22 protein-coding genes are annotated in these 17582 nt (G+C 72.2%); 21 read left to right on the top strand and 1 reads right to left on the bottom strand.

Features of this window, described 5'->3' with window-relative positions; all coding sequences use genetic code 11:
• Positions 1 to 174: 174 nt before the first annotated feature.
• The 10 genes from hisD to ACZ6IM_RS26490 all read left to right on the top strand — a co-directional run bounded on the left by hisD (position 175) and on the right by ACZ6IM_RS26490 (position 7848).
• Positions 175 to 1527, top strand: coding sequence for a histidinol dehydrogenase (gene hisD, locus ACZ6IM_RS26535; protein WP_052841499.1), 1353 nt, complete (start codon positions 175 to 177; stop codon positions 1525 to 1527).
• Positions 1524 to 2633, top strand: a complete 1110-nt coding sequence (locus ACZ6IM_RS26530; RefSeq protein WP_052841500.1) for a histidinol-phosphate transaminase — start codon at positions 1524 to 1526, stop codon at positions 2631 to 2633. The genes hisD and ACZ6IM_RS26530 overlap by 4 nt, the downstream gene beginning before the upstream one ends.
• Positions 2630 to 3223 (top strand): imidazoleglycerol-phosphate dehydratase HisB, encoded by a 594-nt coding sequence (gene hisB, locus ACZ6IM_RS26525; protein WP_007448566.1) that lies wholly within the window; start codon positions 2630 to 2632, stop codon positions 3221 to 3223. The genes ACZ6IM_RS26530 and hisB overlap by 4 nt, the downstream gene beginning before the upstream one ends.
• A 3-nt stretch (positions 3224 to 3226) precedes the next feature.
• Complete coding sequence (locus ACZ6IM_RS26520) at positions 3227 to 3391, top strand: hypothetical protein (protein WP_198601857.1); 165 nt, start codon at positions 3227 to 3229, stop codon at positions 3389 to 3391.
• Positions 3382 to 4032, top strand: a complete 651-nt coding sequence (hisH, locus tag ACZ6IM_RS26515; RefSeq protein WP_052841502.1) for an imidazole glycerol phosphate synthase subunit HisH — start codon at positions 3382 to 3384, stop codon at positions 4030 to 4032. The genes ACZ6IM_RS26520 and hisH overlap by 10 nt, the downstream gene beginning before the upstream one ends.
• Positions 4033 to 4049: 17 nt before the next feature.
• Positions 4050 to 4775, top strand: coding sequence for a bifunctional 1-(5-phosphoribosyl)-5-((5-phosphoribosylamino)methylideneamino)imidazole-4-carboxamide isomerase/phosphoribosylanthranilate isomerase PriA (gene priA / locus ACZ6IM_RS26510; protein WP_052841503.1), 726 nt, complete (start codon positions 4050 to 4052; stop codon positions 4773 to 4775).
• Positions 4772 to 5176, top strand: a complete 405-nt coding sequence (locus tag ACZ6IM_RS26505; protein ID WP_052841504.1) for a RidA family protein — start codon at positions 4772 to 4774, stop codon at positions 5174 to 5176. Before priA ends, ACZ6IM_RS26505 begins: the two co-directional genes overlap by 4 nt.
• On the top strand, positions 5173 to 5928 hold the full coding sequence (hisF, locus tag ACZ6IM_RS26500; RefSeq protein ID WP_052841505.1) for an imidazole glycerol phosphate synthase subunit HisF: 756 nt from the start codon (positions 5173 to 5175) through the stop codon (positions 5926 to 5928). Before ACZ6IM_RS26505 ends, hisF begins: the two co-directional genes overlap by 4 nt.
• A 74-nt stretch (positions 5929 to 6002) precedes the next feature.
• The gene (locus tag ACZ6IM_RS26495) at positions 6003 to 6590 is read left to right on the top strand and encodes a helix-turn-helix domain-containing protein (protein ID WP_052841506.1); all 588 of its coding nucleotides are present in this window, start codon (positions 6003 to 6005) and stop codon (positions 6588 to 6590) included.
• Positions 6583 to 7848 carry an MFS transporter gene (locus ACZ6IM_RS26490; RefSeq protein WP_469559633.1) on the top strand — a complete coding sequence of 422 codons (1266 nt, stop codon included), beginning with the start codon at positions 6583 to 6585 and terminating at the stop codon, positions 7846 to 7848. Before ACZ6IM_RS26495 ends, ACZ6IM_RS26490 begins: the two co-directional genes overlap by 8 nt.
• A 23-nt stretch (positions 7849 to 7871) precedes the next feature.
• Here the strand turns inward: ACZ6IM_RS26490 and ACZ6IM_RS26485 are convergent, their stop codons facing one another.
• Positions 7872 to 8507, bottom strand: coding sequence for a TIGR03085 family metal-binding protein (locus ACZ6IM_RS26485; protein WP_052841508.1), 636 nt, complete (start codon positions 8505 to 8507; stop codon positions 7872 to 7874).
• Positions 8508 to 8588: 81 nt separating this feature from the next.
• On the opposite strand from ACZ6IM_RS26485, the gene hisI reads away from it, so the two are divergent.
• The 11 genes from hisI (at position 8589) to lgt (ending at position 17544) form a co-directional block, all read left to right on the top strand.
• Complete coding sequence (gene hisI / locus ACZ6IM_RS26480; RefSeq protein WP_052841509.1) at positions 8589 to 9005, top strand: phosphoribosyl-AMP cyclohydrolase; 417 nt, start codon at positions 8589 to 8591, stop codon at positions 9003 to 9005.
• A gap of 20 nt (positions 9006 to 9025) precedes the next feature.
• Positions 9026 to 10516, top strand: a complete 1491-nt coding sequence (locus ACZ6IM_RS26475) for an anthranilate synthase component I (RefSeq protein ID WP_052841510.1) — start codon at positions 9026 to 9028, stop codon at positions 10514 to 10516.
• Between the two features lie 84 nt (positions 10517 to 10600).
• A complete protein-coding gene (locus ACZ6IM_RS26470) occupies positions 10601 to 11242 on the top strand; it encodes a TIGR02234 family membrane protein (RefSeq protein ID WP_052841511.1) in 642 nt (213 codons plus the stop codon).
• Positions 11243 to 11362: 120 nt separating this feature from the next.
• A complete protein-coding gene (locus tag ACZ6IM_RS26465; RefSeq protein WP_052841512.1) occupies positions 11363 to 11614 on the top strand; it encodes an HGxxPAAW family protein in 252 nt (83 codons plus the stop codon).
• Between the two features lie 103 nt (positions 11615 to 11717).
• Positions 11718 to 12164, top strand: coding sequence for a DUF2752 domain-containing protein (locus ACZ6IM_RS26460; RefSeq protein WP_052841513.1), 447 nt, complete (start codon positions 11718 to 11720; stop codon positions 12162 to 12164).
• Between the two features lie 164 nt (positions 12165 to 12328).
• A complete protein-coding gene (gene trpC, locus ACZ6IM_RS26455) occupies positions 12329 to 13138 on the top strand; it encodes an indole-3-glycerol phosphate synthase TrpC (protein WP_052841514.1) in 810 nt (269 codons plus the stop codon).
• Between the two features lie 20 nt (positions 13139 to 13158).
• A complete protein-coding gene (gene trpM / locus ACZ6IM_RS26450) occupies positions 13159 to 13377 on the top strand; it encodes a tryptophan biosynthesis modulator TrpM (protein WP_052841515.1) in 219 nt (72 codons plus the stop codon).
• Positions 13378 to 13442: 65 nt separating this feature from the next.
• Positions 13443 to 14726 carry a tryptophan synthase subunit beta gene (trpB, locus tag ACZ6IM_RS26445; protein ID WP_052841516.1) on the top strand — a complete coding sequence of 428 codons (1284 nt, stop codon included), beginning with the start codon at positions 13443 to 13445 and terminating at the stop codon, positions 14724 to 14726.
• On the top strand, positions 14723 to 15538 hold the full coding sequence (gene trpA, locus ACZ6IM_RS26440; protein ID WP_052841517.1) for a tryptophan synthase subunit alpha: 816 nt from the start codon (positions 14723 to 14725) through the stop codon (positions 15536 to 15538). Before trpB ends, trpA begins: the two co-directional genes overlap by 4 nt.
• A 112-nt stretch (positions 15539 to 15650) precedes the next feature.
• The gene (locus ACZ6IM_RS26435) at positions 15651 to 16424 is read left to right on the top strand and encodes a DsbA family protein (RefSeq protein ID WP_052841518.1); all 774 of its coding nucleotides are present in this window, start codon (positions 15651 to 15653) and stop codon (positions 16422 to 16424) included.
• A gap of 76 nt (positions 16425 to 16500) precedes the next feature.
• On the top strand, positions 16501 to 17544 hold the full coding sequence (lgt, locus tag ACZ6IM_RS26430; protein ID WP_052841519.1) for a prolipoprotein diacylglyceryl transferase: 1044 nt from the start codon (positions 16501 to 16503) through the stop codon (positions 17542 to 17544).
• Positions 17545 to 17582: the final 38 nt, after the last annotated feature.

Raw genomic sequence — 17582 nt, 5'->3', positions numbered from 1 at the left:
TCGTCGGTCGCTCACCCTTCGTACAACCGTTCATGCCCACTGCGTTACCATCCGAATACTCAAAGTGAGCACGGATCGCGTGAGTTCACCGTGGGCCGTGAGGTCCGTCGCGTTCTGTATCAGCCATTGATACGCGCGGACCGTGCCGGACGCGGGTCTGAGAGAATTGGTTCCGTGATCTCCCGAATCGATCTGCGCGGCGACGCCCTCCCCGAGGGCCCCGCCCTGCGCGACCTGCTGCCCCGAGCCGACTTCGACGTCTCGGTCGCCCTGGAGAAGGTGCGTCCGATCTGCGAGGCCGTGCATCATCGCGGTGACGCGGCGCTGATCGACTTCACCGAGCAGTTCGACGGTGTCCGGCTGGAGCGGGTGCGCGTCCCGGCCGAGGAGCTGACCCGCGCGCTGGAGGGTCTCGACCCGGACGTGCGCGCCGCGCTCGAGGAGTCCATCCGCCGCGCCCGTCTCGTCCACCGCGAGCAGCGCCGCGGCACCCACACCACGCAGGTGGTGCCCGGCGGGTCGGTCACCGAGAAGTGGGTGCCGGTCGAGCGGGTCGGGCTCTACGTGCCCGGCGGTCGGTCGGTCTACCCGTCGTCCGTGGTCATGAACGTGGTGCCGGCGCAGGAGGCAGGCGTCGGCTCGATCGCGCTCGCCTCGCCCGCGCAGGCCGAGTTCGGCGGGATCCCGCACCCCACCATCCTGGCCGCCTGCGCCCTGCTCGGCGTGGACGAGGTGTACGCGGCCGGCGGCGCCACCGCCGTCGCGATGTTCGCCTACGGCACCGAGTCCTGCCCGCCCGCCAACATGGTCACCGGCCCCGGCAACATCTGGGTCGCCGCCGCCAAGCGCTTCTTCACCGGGAAGATCGGCATCGACGCCGAGGCGGGTCCGACCGAGATCGCCGTCCTGGCGGACTCCACGGCCGACCCGGTGCACGTCGCCGCCGACCTGATCAGCCAGGCCGAGCACGACCCGCTGGCCGCCGCCGTCCTGGTCACCGACTCGGTGGAGCTGGCGGACGCGGTGGAGAAGGAACTGCGGCCGCAGGTCGAGGCGACCAAGCACATCGAGGACCGGATCCTTCCGGCCCTGGCCGGCCGCCAGTCCGCGATCGTCCTCGTCGACGGCCTGGACGAGGGACTGCGCGTGGTCGACGCCTACGGCGCCGAGCACCTGGAGATCCAGACCGCCGACGCCGCCGCCGTCGCCGACCGGGTCAAGAACGCCGGCGCGATCTTCGTCGGCCCCTGGGCGCCCGTCTCGCTCGGTGACTACGCGGCCGGGTCCAACCATGTCCTGCCCACCGGCGGCTGCGCCTGCCACTCCTCGGGCCTGTCCGTGCAGTCCTTCCTGCGCGGCATCCACATCGTCGACTACACGCGCGACGCGCTCGCCGAGGTCGCGCGGCACGTGGTGACGCTGGCGGAGGCGGAGGACCTGCCCGCGCACGGCGCGGCTGTCAAGGCGCGTTTTGCCGGAGGCGAACCGGACGGGCACAGCGAGTGGAAGGTCCCGGAGAGCAAGTGACGTTCGGCATCGACGATCTCCCCGTACGGGACGAGCTGCGCGGCAAGTCCCCCTACGGCGCGCCCCAGCTGGACGTGCCGGTACGGCTGAACACCAACGAGAATCCCTACCCGCTGCCCGACGCGCTGGTCGAGCGGATCGCCGAACGGGTCCGCGAGGCCGCCCGCGACCTCAACCGCTACCCCGACCGGGACGCGGTCGAGCTGCGCACGAGGCTCGCCGAGTACCTGACGAAGACCTCGGGGCACCCCCTGGACGTGAGCAACGTCTGGGCGGCCAACGGCTCCAACGAGGTCATCCAGCAGCTGCTCCAGACCTTCGGCGGCCCGGGCCGCACCGCGATCGGCTTCGAGCCGTCGTACTCGATGCACGGCCTCATCGCGCGCGGCACCGGTACCGGCTGGATCTCCGGGCCGCGCCACGAGGACTTCACCATCGACCTGCCCGCCGCCGAGCGGGCGATCGCCGAGCACCGCCCGGACGTCGTCTTCGTCACCACCCCCAACAACCCCACCGGCAACGCGGTCCCGGCCGAGACGGTCCTCGCCCTGTACGAGGCGGCCCAGGCGGCGAAGCCGTCCATGGTCGTGGTGGACGAGGCGTACATCGAGTTCAGCCACGGCGCCTCGCTGCTGCCGCTGCTGGAGGGCCGGCCGAACCTGGTCGTCTCGCGCACCATGTCGAAGGCGTTCGGCGCGGCCGGCCTGCGCCTCGGCTACCTCGCCGCGCACCCGGCCGTCGTCGACGCCGTCCAGCTCGTACGGCTGCCGTACCACCTCTCGGCCGTCACCCAGGCGACCGCGCTGGCCGCCCTGGAGCACACGGACACGCTGCTGAAGTACGTCGAGCAGCTGAAGACCGAGCGGGACCGGCTGGTCGCCGAACTGCGGGCCATCGGCTACGAGGTGACCGAGTCCGACGCCAACTTCGTCCAGTTCGGGCGGTTCACGGACTCCCACGCGACCTGGCGGAAGATCCTCGACCGGGGCGTCCTGGTCCGGGACAACGGCGTGCCGGGATGGCTGCGGGTCACCGCCGGCACCCCGGAGGAGAACGACGCGTTCCTCGACGCGGTACGTGAAGTCAAGAAGGAGCAGAACACATGAGCCGCGTGGGACGCGTGGAGCGCACGACCAAGGAGACCTCGGTCCTCGTCGAGATCGACCTCGACGGCACCGGCAAGACCGACATCGCCACCGGCGTCGGCTTCTACGACCACATGCTCGACCAGCTCGGCCGGCACGGTCTGTTCGACCTGACCGTGAAGACCGACGGCGACCTGCACATCGACTCCCACCACACCATCGAGGACACCGCCCTCGCGCTGGGCGCCGCCTTCAAGCAGGCCCTCGGCGACAAGGTGGGCATCTACCGCTTCGGCAACTGCACGGTCCCGCTGGACGAATCCCTCGCCCAGGTCACCGTCGACCTCTCCGGCCGCCCCTACCTCGTGCACACCGAGCCCGAGAACATGGCGCCCATGATCGGCGAGTACGACGTGACGATGACCCGGCACATCCTGGAGTCCTTCGTCGCCCAGGCCCAGATCGCCCTGCACGTGCACGTGCCCTACGGGCGCAACGCGCACCACATCGTGGAGTGCCAGTTCAAGGCGCTGGCCAGGGCCCTGCGCTACGCCTCGGAGCGCGACCCCCGCGCGGCCGGCATCCTGCCTTCCACGAAGGGCGCGCTGTAACCGATGAACGGTACGTCCACCGCACTGATCGTCGTCGGACTCTTCCTCCTCGGCGGCATCTACTCCTTCGCCAAGCAGCAGATGCCCAAGGGGCTGATCGTGCTGCTCTCCATCGGCGCCGGCATGTGCCTGCTCGCGGGCGTCCTGAGGCTGGAGGTGTGGAGTTGACCGCCGCCGCCAAGAAGGTCGTCGTCTTCGACTACGGCTTCGGCAACGTCCGTTCCGCCGAGCGCGCCCTCGCGCGCGCGGGAGCCGACGTCGAGATCACCCGCGACTACGACAAGGCCATGAACGCCGACGGGCTGCTGGTCCCCGGCGTCGGCGCCTTCGCCGCCTGCATGGACGGCCTCAAGGCCGCCCGCGGCGACTGGATCGTCGACCGGCGGCTGTCGGGCGGACGCCCGGTCATGGGCATCTGCGTCGGCATGCAGATCCTCTTCTCGCGCGGCATCGAGCACGACGTGGAGGCCGAGGGCCTCGACGAGTGGCCCGGCACGGTCGGACCGCTCCAGGCCGACGTCGTGCCCCACATGGGCTGGAACACGGTCGAGGCACCGGCCGACTCCCAGCTCTTCGCCGGCCTGGACGCCGACGCCCGCTTCTACTTCGTGCACTCCTACGCCGTCCACGAGTGGACCCAGGAGACACACAACCCGCTGATCGCCGAGCCCAGGGTCACCTGGTCCACGCACGGCAAGCCCTTCGTGGCCGCCGTGGAGAACGGCGCGCTGTGGGCCACCCAGTTCCACCCCGAGAAGTCCGGCGACGCCGGAGCCCAGCTCCTCACCAACTGGATCGAGACCCTCTAGAGATGAGCCCGGTAGAGATGAGCAAGCTCGAACTCCTCCCCGCCGTCGACGTCCGCGACGGCCAGGCCGTCCGCCTGGTGCACGGCGAGTCCGGCACCGAGACCTCCTACGGCTCCCCGCTGGAGGCAGCCCTCGCCTGGCAGCGCTCCGGCGCCGAGTGGCTGCACCTGGTCGACCTGGACGCCGCGTTCGGCACCGGGGACAACCGTGCGCTGATCGCCGAGGTCGCGGGGGCCATGGACATCAAGGTCGAGCTGTCCGGCGGCATCCGCGACGACGACACCCTCGCCGCCGCCCTCGCCACCGGCTGCACCCGCGTCAACCTCGGCACGGCCGCCCTGGAGACCCCCGAGTGGGTCGCCAAGGTCATCGCCGAGCACGGCGACAGGATCGCGGTGGGCCTGGACGTACGGGGCACCACGCTCCGCGGCCGGGGCTGGACCCGCGACGGCGGCGACCTCTACGAGACGCTGGACCGCCTGAACAAGGAGGGCTGCGCCCGGTACGTGGTCACCGACATCGCCAAGGACGGCACCCTCCAGGGCCCGAACCTGGAGCTCCTGAAGAACGTCTGCGCCGCCACCGACCGTCCGGTCGTGGCGTCGGGCGGCGTGTCGTCCCTGGACGACCTGCGCGCGATCGCCGGGCTCGTCCCGGACGGTGTCGAGGGGGCCATCGTCGGGAAGGCCCTCTACGCGAAGTCGTTCACCCTGGAAGAGGCCCTGGAGGCTGTGTCGACATGACATCCGAAGCCGTACGGCGCGTGCAGAGCGGAAGTCCATGGGAAGAGTCCTTCGGTTTCGCACGGGCCGTGGCGGCGGGTGATCGTGTCATCGTGGCGGGCACCACCGCCTTCAAGGGCGACATGCTCTACGGCGAGGGCGACCCGTACGAACAGACGAAGGTGGCCTTCGGCACCGCCGTCGAGGCCCTCGCCGAGTTCGGGCTCGGCATCGAGTCCGTGATCCGGACCCGGGTGTGCCTGGCACATTCCCGCGACGTCGACGCGGTGGGCCGCGCGCACAAGGAGCTGTTCGACTCCGTGCGCCCGGTCACGACCCTGCTGGTCGTGCAGGGCTTCATCGACTCGCGGGTGCTGGTGTCGGTCGAAGTGGAAGCGTATAGAGGAGCCGTGGATTCATGACCCTGGCGGTCCGAGTCATCCCCTGCCTGGACGTGGACAACGGCCGGGTCGTCAAGGGCGTCAACTTCCAGAACCTGCGCGACGCGGGCGACCCCGTCGAGATGGCCAAGGTGTACGACGCCGAGGGCGCCGACGAGCTGACGTTCCTGGACATCACCGCCTCGTCGGGCGACCGTGAGACGACCTATGACGTGGTGCGCCGCACCGCCGAGCAGGTGTTCATCCCGCTGACCGTCGGCGGCGGGGTGCGCACCACCGAGGACGTGGACAAGCTGCTGCGGGCCGGCGCGGACAAGGTGGGCGTGAACACGGCCGCCATCGCCCGTCCCGATCTGATCCGCGAGATCGCCGAGCGCTTCGGCCGCCAGGTCCTCGTGCTGTCGGTCGACGCCCGCCGCACCGAGGCCGGCACCTTCGAGGTGACCACCCACGGCGGCCGGCGCGGCACCGGCATCGACGCGGTCGAGTGGGCGCACCGGGCCGCCGAGCTGGGCGCGGGCGAGATCCTGCTGAACTCGATGGACGCGGACGGCACGAAGGACGGCTACGACCTGGAGATGCTGGCGGCGGTACGCAAGCACGTGAGCGTCCCGGTCATCGCATCGGGCGGCGCGGGCAGTCTCGCGCACTTCGCCCCGGCGGTCGAGGCGGGCGCGGACGCGGTGCTGGCGGCGTCGGTCTTCCACTTCGGCGACCTGCGGATCGGCGAGGTGAAGGACACCCTGCGCGCGGCGGGGCACCCCGTCCGGTAGAAGAACCGAGATGCGAAAGGAAAGTTGCGCAACATCTATTGCGCAATTTTCCTTTCGCAATCTAGCCTGGGTGCATGCCGAGCCAGGAGAACCACGCCATCACCGACCTGGGCACCCTCAAAGCCCTCGCCCACCCGCTGCGCATGCAGCTCTACCGCGGCCTCTGCGTCGCGCGCACCGCGACCGCCTCGCAGCTCGCCGACCAGGTAGACGAGGCCGTCTCCCTCGTCAGCTACCACCTGCGCAAGCTGGCCGAGCACGGGCTGGTCGAGCAGGCCGACCCGCAGAGCGCGGACGGCCGGGAGCGCTGGTGGCAGCCTTCCTCGGCCGGTGTGAGCCTGCGCGACGAGAACTTCCGCGACGCGCCCGAGCGCGCCGCCGCCCACCTCGCGGCCACCCGGCTCTTCCACGAGCAGCGCGCCGCCATGTACCGCCGCTACCTCGACGAACGCCCCACCTGGGGCCCCGAGTGGAACTCCGCCGCCCCCGACAACGAGTCGCTGCTGCGACTGACCCCCGCCGACCTGAAGGAACTCGGCGAGGAACTGCTCGCCCTGGCGAGGAAGTACGACGAGCGGGGCCGGGCCGCGGAGGCCGCCGGCGACAGCGAGGGGCGCGAGAACGTCGCGCTGCACGTCTACGGATTCCCGTTCCGTGTCTGAGGCGACCACGTCCGTGACGGACGTACGGACACCCGCCGGCGCCACCGTCCACGCCCACCGCGACCCCAACGTCCTGCGCTGGGTCGCCGCCTACACCGCGTCCATGGTCGGCGACATGGTGTTCTTCCTCGCGTTGTCCTGGGCCGCCGTGCAGAACGGCACCCCCGCGCAGGCCGGTGTCGTCACCGCCGTCAGCGCGGTGCCCCGGGCGCTGCTCATGCTCGGCGGGGGAGTGGTCGCCGACCGGCTCGGGCCCCGCCGGGTCGTCATCGGCAGTGACACCGTGCGGTGCGTCACCGTCCTGGCGGTCGCCGCCGTGCTCTTCGCGACCGACCCCGGACTGTGGCTCCTCGCCCTGCTCGCCGTCGTCTTCGGCACCGTCGACGCCGTGTTCATGCCCGCCGTGGGGGCCCTGCCGGCGCGGATCACCGCCAAGGACCAGCTGGCCCGCGTCCAGGGCATGCGCGGTCTCGCCGTGCGCTTCGCCGCCGTCGTGGGCGCACCGCTCGGCGGACTCGGCGTGGCGCTCGGCGGCGCGGCCACGGCCTTCGCGTTCGCCGGGCTGCTGATCGCCGTGTCCGTGCCGCTTCTGGTCTCCGTACGGATGCGTGAACTGCCGCCCCACGACGCGACCACCCGCCGGGAGACCACCGCCTGGCGGGACCTGGTGGGTGGACTGCGCTACGTCCGCCGGCACCGCGTCCTCGGTCCGCTCATGGTGACCATCGCCCTCGGCGACCTCGGCTTCGTCGGCCCCCTCAACGTGGGCCTCACCCTGCTCGCGGACGAGCGGGGCTGGGGCGCCTCGGGGATGGGCTGGGTGCTCGCGGGGTTCGGGGCGGGCGCCGGGGCCGCCGCCCTGCTGCTGACCGTACGGGGACGCCTGCCGCGTGCCGGGTGCGTCGCCGCCGGCGCCATCATCCCCGGCTCGGCCGCGATCGCCGCCCTGGCCCACGCGCCCGGCCTCCCCGCGGCCGTCGGCACGGCGCTGCTCGTCGGGCTGCTCACGGGGCTCAGCGGCGCCATGTGCGGGGCCCTGCTGCAGACCCAGTCCGACCCCGCGTACCTGGGCCGCGTCACCGCCGTCGGCGGCATCGTCAGCCTGGGGATCGCGCCGCTGAGCATGCCCCTGTCGGCCGCCGCCATCGGCGTCTGGGGCACCGGCCCGGTCTTCGCCGTCAGTGCCGTGGTCTGCGGCCTCGGCGGGGTCGTCGCCCTGTGCGCACCGGGTGTACGGCGGGCCGAGCTGCCGAGGTGAGGGCCGGCCCGGAGACCGGGTGGTCAGATCCCGAGCTGCCTGGTCTCGCGCAGCTTGGCGATCGCGTCCTGCTCGCCCTCCAGCTCCACCTTGGCGGCGCCCTGCCGGCCGTAGGCGAACAGCAGCAGTTCGGACGGCTCGCCCGTCGCCGTCACCACCGGCGTACCCCGGTGGGCGACCGTCGTCTGACCGTTGGGACGGCGCAGCACCAGACCGGTCGGGATGCCGCGGCCCATCAGACGGGCCGCACGCTCCAGGCGGGACCACAGGGCGTCCTGGAAGACCGGGTCCAGCTCGCGCGGCGACCAGTCGGGCCGGGCGCGGCGGACGTCCTCGGTGTGGACGTAGAACTCCACCGTGTTCGCCGCCTCGTCGACCTGCTTGAGCTGGAACGGTGAGAAGCGCGGCGGACCCGTGCGGATCAGCTGGAGCAGCTCCTCGTACGGCTTCGCGCCGTACTCCTCCATCACCCGGTCGAGGCGGGACGCCAGCGGCTTGATCAGGGTGCCCCCGGCGGCGTCCGGACGCCGCTCGCGCACCACCACGTGCGCGGCCAGGTCACGGGTCCGCCAGCCCTCGCACAGGGTCGGGGCGTCCGGGCCCGCCGTCTCCAACAGGTCCGCGAGCAGAAGTCGTTCACGCTTGGCGAAAGTCGACATGGCCTCAGCCTACGGCGGTCGGCCGGGTCCGCCCAATGGACGTCCCGCGGGTGTGTCCGTCCCGCGCGGCACAATGGGCGCATGACCAGCAGCTCACCCGCCAGCAGTTCCCCGAGACGGCCCAGTCCGCTCGCCCCGGAGATCGCCGACCGCCTCAGGCGCAGCGCCGACGGCCTGCTGCCCGCCATCGCCCAGCAGTACGACACCGGAGAGGTGCTGATGCTCGGCTGGATGGACGACGAGGCACTGCACCGCACGCTGACGACCGGGCGTTGCACCTACTGGTCGCGCAGCCGCCGGGAGTACTGGGTCAAGGGAGACACTTCCGGCCACTTCCAGTGGGTGAAGTCGGTCGCCCTGGACTGCGACGCCGACACCGTGCTCGTCAAGGTCGACCAGGTGGGCGCCGCCTGCCACACCGGCACGCGCACCTGCTTCGACGCCGATGTGCTCCTCGACGACGGCGCGGGGGCCGACAGGCCCGGCGCGGATCAGTAGGGTCTGCCGCCATGGATGACATGGACCTCGAGACCTTCCGCAAGCTGGCCGCCGACCGCCGGGTGATCCCGGTGAGCCGCAAGCTCCTGGCCGACGGCGACACCCCGGTCGCGCTGTACCGCAAGCTCGCCGCCGAGCGCCCCGGCACCTTCCTGCTGGAGTCCGCGGAGAACGGACGTTCCTGGTCCCGTTACTCCTTCGTCGGCGTCCGCAGTGCCGCCACCCTCACCGAGAAGGACGGTCAGGCGCACTGGCGGGGCACCCCGCCCGTCGGCGTCCCCACCGACGGCGACCCGCTCGCCGCCCTGCGCGCCACCGTCCAGGCCCTGCACACCCCGCGCGACCTCGCCGAGGGCCTGGGCCTGCCGCCCTTCACCGGCGGGATGGTCGGCTACCTCGGCTACGACATCGTGCGCCGTCTGGAGAAGGTCGGCCCCGGGGAGCGCGACGACCTGAAGCTCCCCGAGCTGACCATGCTGCTCACCAGCGACCTCGCCGTCATGGACCACTGGGAGGGCTCGGTCCTGCTGATCGCCAACGCGATCAACCACAACGACCTGGAGACCGGCGTCGACGAGGCCTACGCCGACGCGATCGCCCGCCTGGACGTCATGGAGGCCGACCTCACGCGCGCCGTCGCCCAGCCCCCGGCCGCGCTGCCGCCCTCCGAGCTGCCCGAGTACACCGCGCTGTGGGGCGGCCCCGACTTCCAGGACGCCGTCGAGGACATCAAGGAGCGCATCCGCGCGGGCGAGGCCTTCCAGGTCGTCCCCTCGCAGCGGTTCGAGACGCCCTGCACGGCGAGCGCCCTGGACGTGTACCGGGTGCTGCGGGCCACCAACCCGTCCCCGTACATGTACCTGCTCCGCCTGGACGGCTTCGACGTCGTCGGCTCGTCCCCGGAGGCACTGGTCAAGGTCGAGGACGGGCGCGCTATGGTGCACCCCATCGCCGGCACCCGCCCGCGCGGCGCCACCCCGCAGGAGGACCAGGCCCTCGCCGAGGAACTGCTCGCCGACCCCAAGGAGCGCGCCGAGCACCTGATGCTCGTCGACCTCGGCCGAAACGACCTGGGACGCGTCTGCGAGCCCGGCTCCGTCGAGGTCGTCGACTTCATGTCCGTCGAGCGGTACTCGCACGTCATGCACATCGTCTCGACGGTCACCGGCAGGGTCGCCCCGGACCGCACCGCCTTCGACGTCCTCACCGCCTGCTTCCCGGCCGGCACCCTCTCCGGCGCGCCCAAGCCGCGCGCCCTGCAGATCATCGACGAACTCGAACCCTCCCGGCGCGGCCTGTACGGCGGCTGCGTCGGCTACCTCGACTTCGCGGGCGACTCCGACACAGCCATCGCCATCCGCACGGCGCTGCTGCGCGACGGCACCGCCTACGTCCAGGCGGGCGCCGGAGTCGTCGCCGACTCCGACCCGGTCGCCGAGGACACCGAGTGCCGCAACAAGGCGGCGGCCGTGCTGCGGGCCGTGCACACGGCCAACCGGCTGGCGCAATAGGGGCGGCCGGCCGGACCGGTGGGGCGATTCTCACGCCTCCCAATCCGAACCCCGGGTGACGGTTCGCCCGGGGTTCGGGTGATAGTGGAGTACGTGACAGCCGTTCCTCACCCCCGCACCCCAGCCGCAGGACCCGCCCGGGCCGGCCGCCGGAGCCTCGCCGTCGCCCTGATGTGCGGCGCGCTCGGCGCCGCCGTCGCCCTGCTCGCCACCCGGCAGGAGTGGGCGGAGGGCACCGCGACGGTGGCCGGCGGCGCCTTCTCGCTGACCGCCAAGGGCAGCGACGTCACGGGTGTACCCGCGGCGCTCGCCATAGTCGGCCTCGCCGCGCTCGTCGCCGTCTTCGCCGTTCGCCGCGCCGGCCGCTTCGCCGTCGCCGCGGTGCTCGCGCTGAGCGGTGCGGGCACCGTCGCCGCCGCCCTGGTGGGCGCCACCGACAGCTCGGCGCTGGACGACCAGGCCGCGAAGGCGGCCGGCGACACCTCCGCCACGGTCGACGCGCTCACCCACACCGCGTGGCCGTACGTCGCCGCCGTCGGCGGCGCGCTGCTCCTGCTCGCCGGGCTGCTCGCGCTGCGCTACGGCCGCCAGTGGCCCGCGATGTCCGGACGCTACGAGCGCGACGGCACCCCGCGCCCGCGCCGCAGGCCGCAGACCGTGGACCCGAACCGCCCCGAGGACCTGTGGAAGGCCATCGACCGAGGCGAGGACCCCACCGGCGCCTGACCCGCGTCAGGACCCGCGTTCACCCGCCGGAGCACCCCCGCTCACGGCGCGTGCCCCCGTGCGGGACAATGGGTGCGAGCGTCCTGCTCAGACATGGCACACAGCAACGAGGAGCAAGCAATGGCGGGCAGCAGCCACGGTCACACCCCGGCCGCCTGGACCGGTGTCATCATCTCCTTCATCGGTTTCTGCATCGCGGGCATGTTCATGGTGGCCGCCCAGCCGTGGGGCTTCTGGGCCGGCATGGCGGTCGTGCTCCTCGGTGGTGTCGTCGGCTACATCATGCGCATGATGGGCCTCGGCCAGCCGAAGCAGAACCACCCCGTGCACCAGGTCGCGGGCGAGCGCGCCGAGGCCGGCGCCAAGGGCTGACCGGGCGCGGCGGGACACGGACCTCCTGAGGGGCGGACCGGCACACGGGTGCCTGGGCCGCCCCTCGCGTGCGGGCGGGGGCCGCCAGGGGCAGAATGCGGGCGTGGACGTCGAGAGCGGGAAACGCGGCCGGGCCGGCACCATCCAGCCGCGCGGTGCGGTCCTCCGCCTGGCCGCCCCGGCGGGCGTGCTCGCGGCCGTCGCCGGGGCCTTCGCCTACGTGGGGAGCGTGGACCCCTACGAGCCCGGCCACTACCCCGTCTGCCCGCTGCTGCGTTTCACGGGCGTCTACTGCCCCGGCTGCGGCGGCCTGCGCAGCGCCCACGCCTTCGTCCACGGTGACCTGACCGCCGCCCTGCACGCCAACGCGCCCGCCGTCCTCGCCTATCTGGGCTTCGCCGTCCTGTGGACCGTCTGGGTGATCCGGGCGGCCCGGGGCCGCCCCGTGCGGATCGACCTCGGACCGGTCCACCTGTGGACGCTGGGGACGTTGCTGCTGGTCTTCACCGTTGTCCGGAACCTGCCGTTCGGCGACTGGCTCATTCCTTGATCATCGATGGGCGTCCAGGACGGGAGGCACCTCCGCCCCGAGCCGTGCGAAGCTGGTTCGAGGGCGGGGAAGGGACCGGCGAAGGCCGGATGCGGGACCGGTGCCTGGCTGCGGATACCATCACAGTGACCACACGTTTCGCCGTCTGAAAGGGGGCCGCTCGCGTGAGTGTGCTCGACGAGATCATCGACGGAGTCCGTGCCGACCTCGCGGAGCGGCAGGCGCGCGTCAGCCTCGACGAGCTCAAGGAGCGCGCGGCCAAGGCTCGCCCCGCCAAGGACGGCGTGGCCGCGCTGCGCGGCGACGGCGTCAAGGTCATCTGCGAGGTCAAGCGCTCCAGCCCCTCCAAGGGGGCGCTCGCGGCCATCGCCGACCCGGCCGGGCTCGCCGCCGACTACGAGGCGGGCGGTGCCGCCGTCATCTCCGTCCTCACCGAGGAGCGCCGCTTCGGCGGCTCGCTGGCCGACCTGGACTCGGTCCGCGCGCGCGTGGACATCCCCGTGCTGCGCAAGGACTTCGTCGTCACCTCGTACCAGCTGTGGGAGGCCCGCGCCCACGGCGCCGACCTCGTGCTGCTGATCGTCGCGGCCCTGGACCAGCCGGCCCTGGAGTCGCTGATCGAGCGTGCCGAGTCCATCGGGCTCACCCCGCTGGTGGAGGTGCACGACGAGGACGAGGTCGAGCGCGCGGTGGACGCGGGCGCCAAGGTCATCGGCGTCAACGCGCGCAACCTGAAGACGCTCGAGGTCGACCGCGGCACGTTCGAGCGGGTCGCCCCGGAGATCCCCGCGCACATCGTCAAGGTCGCCGAGTCCGGCGTCCGCGGCCCGCACGACCTCATCGCCTACGCCAACGAGGGCGCCGACGCCGTCCTGGTCGGCGAGTCCCTGGTCACCGGCCGCGACCCGAAGACGGCGGTCTCCGACCTGGTGGCGGCCGGCGAACATCCGGCACTCCGCCACGGCCGGGGCTGACCCCCGGTAGGCTGACCCCCATGACGCTCCCGCTCGTCCCGGCATCCCGGGACCCTTACGCGCGCCTGGCGCGAGGCTGCCGCCCCCGCGGCTGCCGCGCACCCGCCCGCCGGGTCCACGGCCGCCGGGTGCGGTACGTCATCGGAGACGAACCCGGGCAAGTAAACGGGCGGCGATGGCAACGCCCCGTCTTTCAAGGGGCGCGGGGAACCGCACTGCCGGCCGTCCACGGCCGGTAGCCGACAGCTGGTCCCCGCCCCCACGGCGATTAGTCCCCACCAGACACTCACCGTGAGGTACCCGCATGCCCAGCAACTTCTTCATTCCCGACCCGGAGGGCCAAGTCCCCTCCGCCGAGGGCTACTTCGGCGACTTCGGGGGCAAGTTCATCCCCGAGGCCCTGGTCGCGGCGGTCGACGAGGTCGCCGTCGAGTACGACAAGGCCAAGTCCGACCCGGAGTTCGCCCGCGAGCTGGACGACCTGCTCGTCCACTACACGGGCCGCCCCTCGGCGCTGACCGAGGTCCCCCGCTTCGCCGAGCACGCCGGAGGCGCCCGGGTCTTCCTCAAGCGCGAGGACCTGAACCACACCGGCTCGCACAAGATCAACAACGTGCTCGGCCAGGCCCTGCTCACCAAGCGCATGGGCAAGACCCGCGTGATCGCCGAGACCGGCGCCGGCCAGCACGGCGTGGCCACGGCGACCGCCTGCGCCCTCTTCGGCCTCGACTGCACCATCTACATGGGCGAGATCGACACCCGCCGCCAGGCACTCAACGTGGCCCGCATGCGCATGCTCGGCGCCGAGGTCATCGCCGTGAAGTCCGGCAGCCGCACGCTGAAGGACGCGATCAACGAGGCGTTCCGCGACTGGGTCGCCAACGTCGACCGCACCCACTACCTGTTCGGCACCGTCGCGGGTCCCCACCCCTTCCCGGCGATGGTGCGCGACTTCCACCGCGTCATCGGCGTCGAGGCCCGCCGCCAGCTCCTGGAGCAGGCCGGGCGCCTGCCCGACGCCGCGGTCGCCTGCGTCGGCGGCGGCTCCAACGCCATCGGCCTCTTCCACGCCTTCATCCCCGACGCGGACGTCCGCCTCATCGGCTGCGAGCCCGCCGGGCACGGCGTGGAGACCGGTGAGCACGCGGCCACCCTGACCGCGGGCGAGCCCGGCATCCTGCACGGCTCCCGGTCCTACGTCCTCCAGGACGAGGAGGGCCAGATCACCGAGCCGTACTCGATCTCGGCCGGCCTGGACTACCCCGGCATCGGCCCCGAGCACTCCTACCTCAAGGACTCCGGCCGCGGCGAGTACCGCGCGGTCACCGACGACGCCGCCATGCAGGCCCTGCGCCTGCTGTCGCGCACCGAGGGCATCATCCCGGCCATCGAGAGCGCCCACGCGCTGGCCGGTGCCCTGGAGGTCGGCAAGGAGCTGGGCAAGGACGGGCTGATCGTGGTCAACCTGTCCGGCCGCGGCGACAAGGACATGGACACCGCCGCCCGCTACTTCGGGCTGTACGACACCGACGCCGAGGTCGCCGCCGACGAGACCGGCGCCGCGGAGATCGAGGGGGACGCCAAGTGAGCGGGAACGTACAGCTGCTGAACGACACCCTCGCGGCTGCCAGGTCCGAGGGCCGCGCCGCCCTGATCGCCTACCTGCCGGCCGGGTTCCCGACCGTCACGGGCGGCATCGAGGCGGTCAAGGCCGCGCTCGACGGCGGCGCCGACGTCGTCGAGGTGGGCCTGCCGCACAGCGACCCGGTGCTCGACGGCCCGGTGATCCAGACCGCCGACGACATCGCCCTGCGCGGCGGCGTGAAGATCGCCGACGTGATGCGCACGGTCCGCGAGGCGCACGAGGCCACCGGCAAGCCGATCCTCGTCATGACGTACTGGAACCCGATCGACCGCTACGGCGTGGAGCGCTTCACCGCCGAGCTGGCCGAGGCGGGCGGCGCCGGGTGCATCCTGCCCGACCTGCCGGTCCAGGAGTCGGCGCTGTGGAAGGAGCACGCCGACAAGCACGAGCTGGCCACGGTCTTCGTGGTCGCGCCCAGCAGCAAGGACGCGCGGCTCGCCGAGATCACCGCGGCCGGCAGCGGCTTCGTCTACGCCGCCTCCCTCATGGGCGTCACCGGCACCCGCGAGTCGGTCGGGGCGCAGGCCGAGGACCTGGTGCGGCGCACCCGCACCACCACCGACACCCCCGTCTGCGTCGGCCTCGGTGTCTCCAACGCCGCCCAGGCCGCCGAGGTCGCCCGGTTCGCCGACGGCGTGATCGTCGGCTCGGCGTTCGTCAAGCGCATGCTGGACGCGCCCGACGACGCGGCCGGCCTGGAGGGCGTCCGAGCGCTCGCCGCCGACCTGGCGAAGGGCGTGCGCCGACAGGCGTGACGCCGGGCCCGTGACGGACGAACACAGGACGGGCACAGGACTGAGGTCCCTCGTACGAGTGGACCTGGGACCGGGGAGGCGCGCTGCGCCTCCCCGGTTCGTTCTGCGGGGTGTGAGCGAGAAGAACCGACAGGGAAAGCGCGGCGCCCGCGAGAAGCTGGCGGCCGAGCGCGAGAAGCAGAGGTCCAGGGACAAGCGCCGCCGTGCGCTGATCGTCGGCGCGAGCGTGGTCTGCGTGCTGGGTCTCGCCGCCGTGATCGGCGTGGTCGCCGCGAACGCGGGCAAGGACGACGGCAGCGAGTCGGCCGGTCCGGTCGTGGCACCCTCGGGGGCGCAGGGCAAGGACGGCCTCGCGATCCCCGTCGGCGAGGAGAGCGCCAAGTCGACGCTCACCGTCTGGGAGGACTTCCGCTGCCCGGCCTGCAAGGCCTTCGAGCTGGCGTACCGCGACACCGTCCACGAGCTGACCGACGCGGGGCAGCTCAAGGTCGAGTACCACCTCGCGACCATCATCGACGGCAACATGGGCGGCACCGGCTCGCGCAAGGCGGCCAACGCCGCGGCCTGCGCCCAGGACGCCGGAAAGTTCCCCGCCTACCACGACGTGCTGTACGACAACCAGCCGCCGGAGACCGACGACGCCTTCGCCGACGAGAACAAGCTCCTCGACCTGGCAGGCAAGGTCGACGGCCTCGACACCACCCTGTTCCAGGAGTGCGTGAAGAACGGCAAGCACAACAGCTGGGTGGAGAAGTCCAACAAGGCCTTCCAGAACGGCGGCTTCAGCGGCACCCCGACGGTGCTCCTGGACGGCAAGAACATCTACCAGGACCGCTCCATGACCCCGGCCAAGCTCAAGCAGATGGTGGAGGAGGCGGCCAAGTAACGCGCCCGCTCGTTACGGACCCGTAGCCGGGCTGCCCGCCGCGCGCCCCGTCCGACACGGTAGCGTCGACCCTGCCATGGAACTTGCCTTCATTCCCAGCCCGTCGCGCGGGGTGCTGCACCTCGGTCCCATCCCGCTGCGCGGCTACGCGTTCTGCATCATCATCGGCGTCTTCGTTGCCGTCTGGCTCGGCAACAAGCGCTGGATCGCCCGGGGCGGGCGGCCGGGCACGGTGGCCGACATCGCGGTCTGGGCCGTTCCCTTCGGCCTGATCGGCGGACGCCTCTACCACGTGATCACGGACTACCAGCTGTACTTCAGTGAGGGCCGTGACTGGGTCGACGCCTTCAAGATCTGGGAGGGCGGGCTCGGCATCTGGGGCGCGATCGCGTTCGGCGCGGTGGGCGCCTGGATCGGTGCCCGTCGCCGGGGCGTCCCGATGCCCGCGTACGCCGACGCCGTCGCCCCCGGTATCGCCCTCGCGCAGGCCATCGGCCGCTGGGGCAACTGGTTCAACCAGGAGCTGTACGGCAAGGCGACCGACCTGCCGTGGGCCGTGGAGATCACCTCGACGGCCGACGGACGGGTGCCGGGCACCTACCACCCGACGTTCCTGTACGAGTCGCTGTGGTGCATCGGCGTCGCCTTCCTCGTCATCTGGGCCGACCGGCGCTTCAAGCTGGGCCACGGGCGGGCCTTCGCCCTGTACGTGGCGGCGTACTGCGCGGGCCGGTTCTGGATCGAGTACATGCGCGTCGACGACGCCCACCACATCCTCGGCCTGCGCCTGAACAACTGGACCGCGCTCTTCGTGTTCCTGCTCGCGGTGCTGTACATCGTGCTCTCGGCGCGGAAGCGGCCGGGCCGGGAGGCCGTGGTGGAGCCGGGTGAGGAGACCGCCACCGGCGACGCCGGGCCCGCAGGGGAGAAGGACGCGAAGGAGGACGCGGAGGCCGGTACCGACGACGGGGCCGCCGCGGACGCCGTGGAGAAGGCCGATGCTCCTGACCTCACCAAGGCCACCGGGACCACCGAAGGCACGCACGAACCGGTGGACACGGAGGACGCGAGGGACGCCGAGGCCGTGAAGGACGGCGCCGACTCCGCGAAGAAGGGCTGACCCGCCCGCCAGACACGCCGCCGAGGGCGCCCGGGATT

The sequence above is a fragment of the Streptomyces sp. NPDC042336 genome (genome assembly GCF_055581985.1).
Note: the sequence above shows the minus strand (reverse complement) of the source record. Positions and strands in the feature narration are given on the sequence as shown.

Bases quoted from the DNA above. Each gene is read 5' to 3' on its own strand.
- hisB (WP_007448566.1), top strand. From the start codon at position 2,630: ATGAGCCGCGTGGGACGCGTGGAGCGCACGACCAAGGAGACCTCGGTC.
- ACZ6IM_RS26520 (WP_198601857.1), top strand. From the start codon at position 3,227: ATGAACGGTACGTCCACCGCACTGATCGTCGTCGGACTCTTCCTCCTC.
- priA (WP_052841503.1), top strand. From the start codon at position 4,050: ATGAGCAAGCTCGAACTCCTCCCCGCCGTCGACGTCCGCGACGGCCAG.
- ACZ6IM_RS26505 (WP_052841504.1), top strand. From the start codon at position 4,772: ATGACATCCGAAGCCGTACGGCGCGTGCAGAGCGGAAGTCCATGGGAA.
- hisF (WP_052841505.1), top strand. From the start codon at position 5,173: ATGACCCTGGCGGTCCGAGTCATCCCCTGCCTGGACGTGGACAACGGC.
- ACZ6IM_RS26495 (WP_052841506.1), top strand. From the start codon at position 6,003: ATGCCGAGCCAGGAGAACCACGCCATCACCGACCTGGGCACCCTCAAA.
- ACZ6IM_RS26485 (WP_052841508.1), bottom strand. From the start codon at position 8,507: ATGTCGACTTTCGCCAAGCGTGAACGACTTCTGCTCGCGGACCTGTTG.
- hisI (WP_052841509.1), top strand. From the start codon at position 8,589: ATGACCAGCAGCTCACCCGCCAGCAGTTCCCCGAGACGGCCCAGTCCG.
- ACZ6IM_RS26475 (WP_052841510.1), top strand. From the start codon at position 9,026: ATGGACCTCGAGACCTTCCGCAAGCTGGCCGCCGACCGCCGGGTGATC.
- ACZ6IM_RS26465 (WP_052841512.1), top strand. From the start codon at position 11,363: ATGGCGGGCAGCAGCCACGGTCACACCCCGGCCGCCTGGACCGGTGTC.
- trpM (WP_052841515.1), top strand. From the start codon at position 13,159: ATGACGCTCCCGCTCGTCCCGGCATCCCGGGACCCTTACGCGCGCCTG.
- trpB (WP_052841516.1), top strand. From the start codon at position 13,443: ATGCCCAGCAACTTCTTCATTCCCGACCCGGAGGGCCAAGTCCCCTCC.
- lgt (WP_052841519.1), top strand. From the start codon at position 16,501: ATGGAACTTGCCTTCATTCCCAGCCCGTCGCGCGGGGTGCTGCACCTC.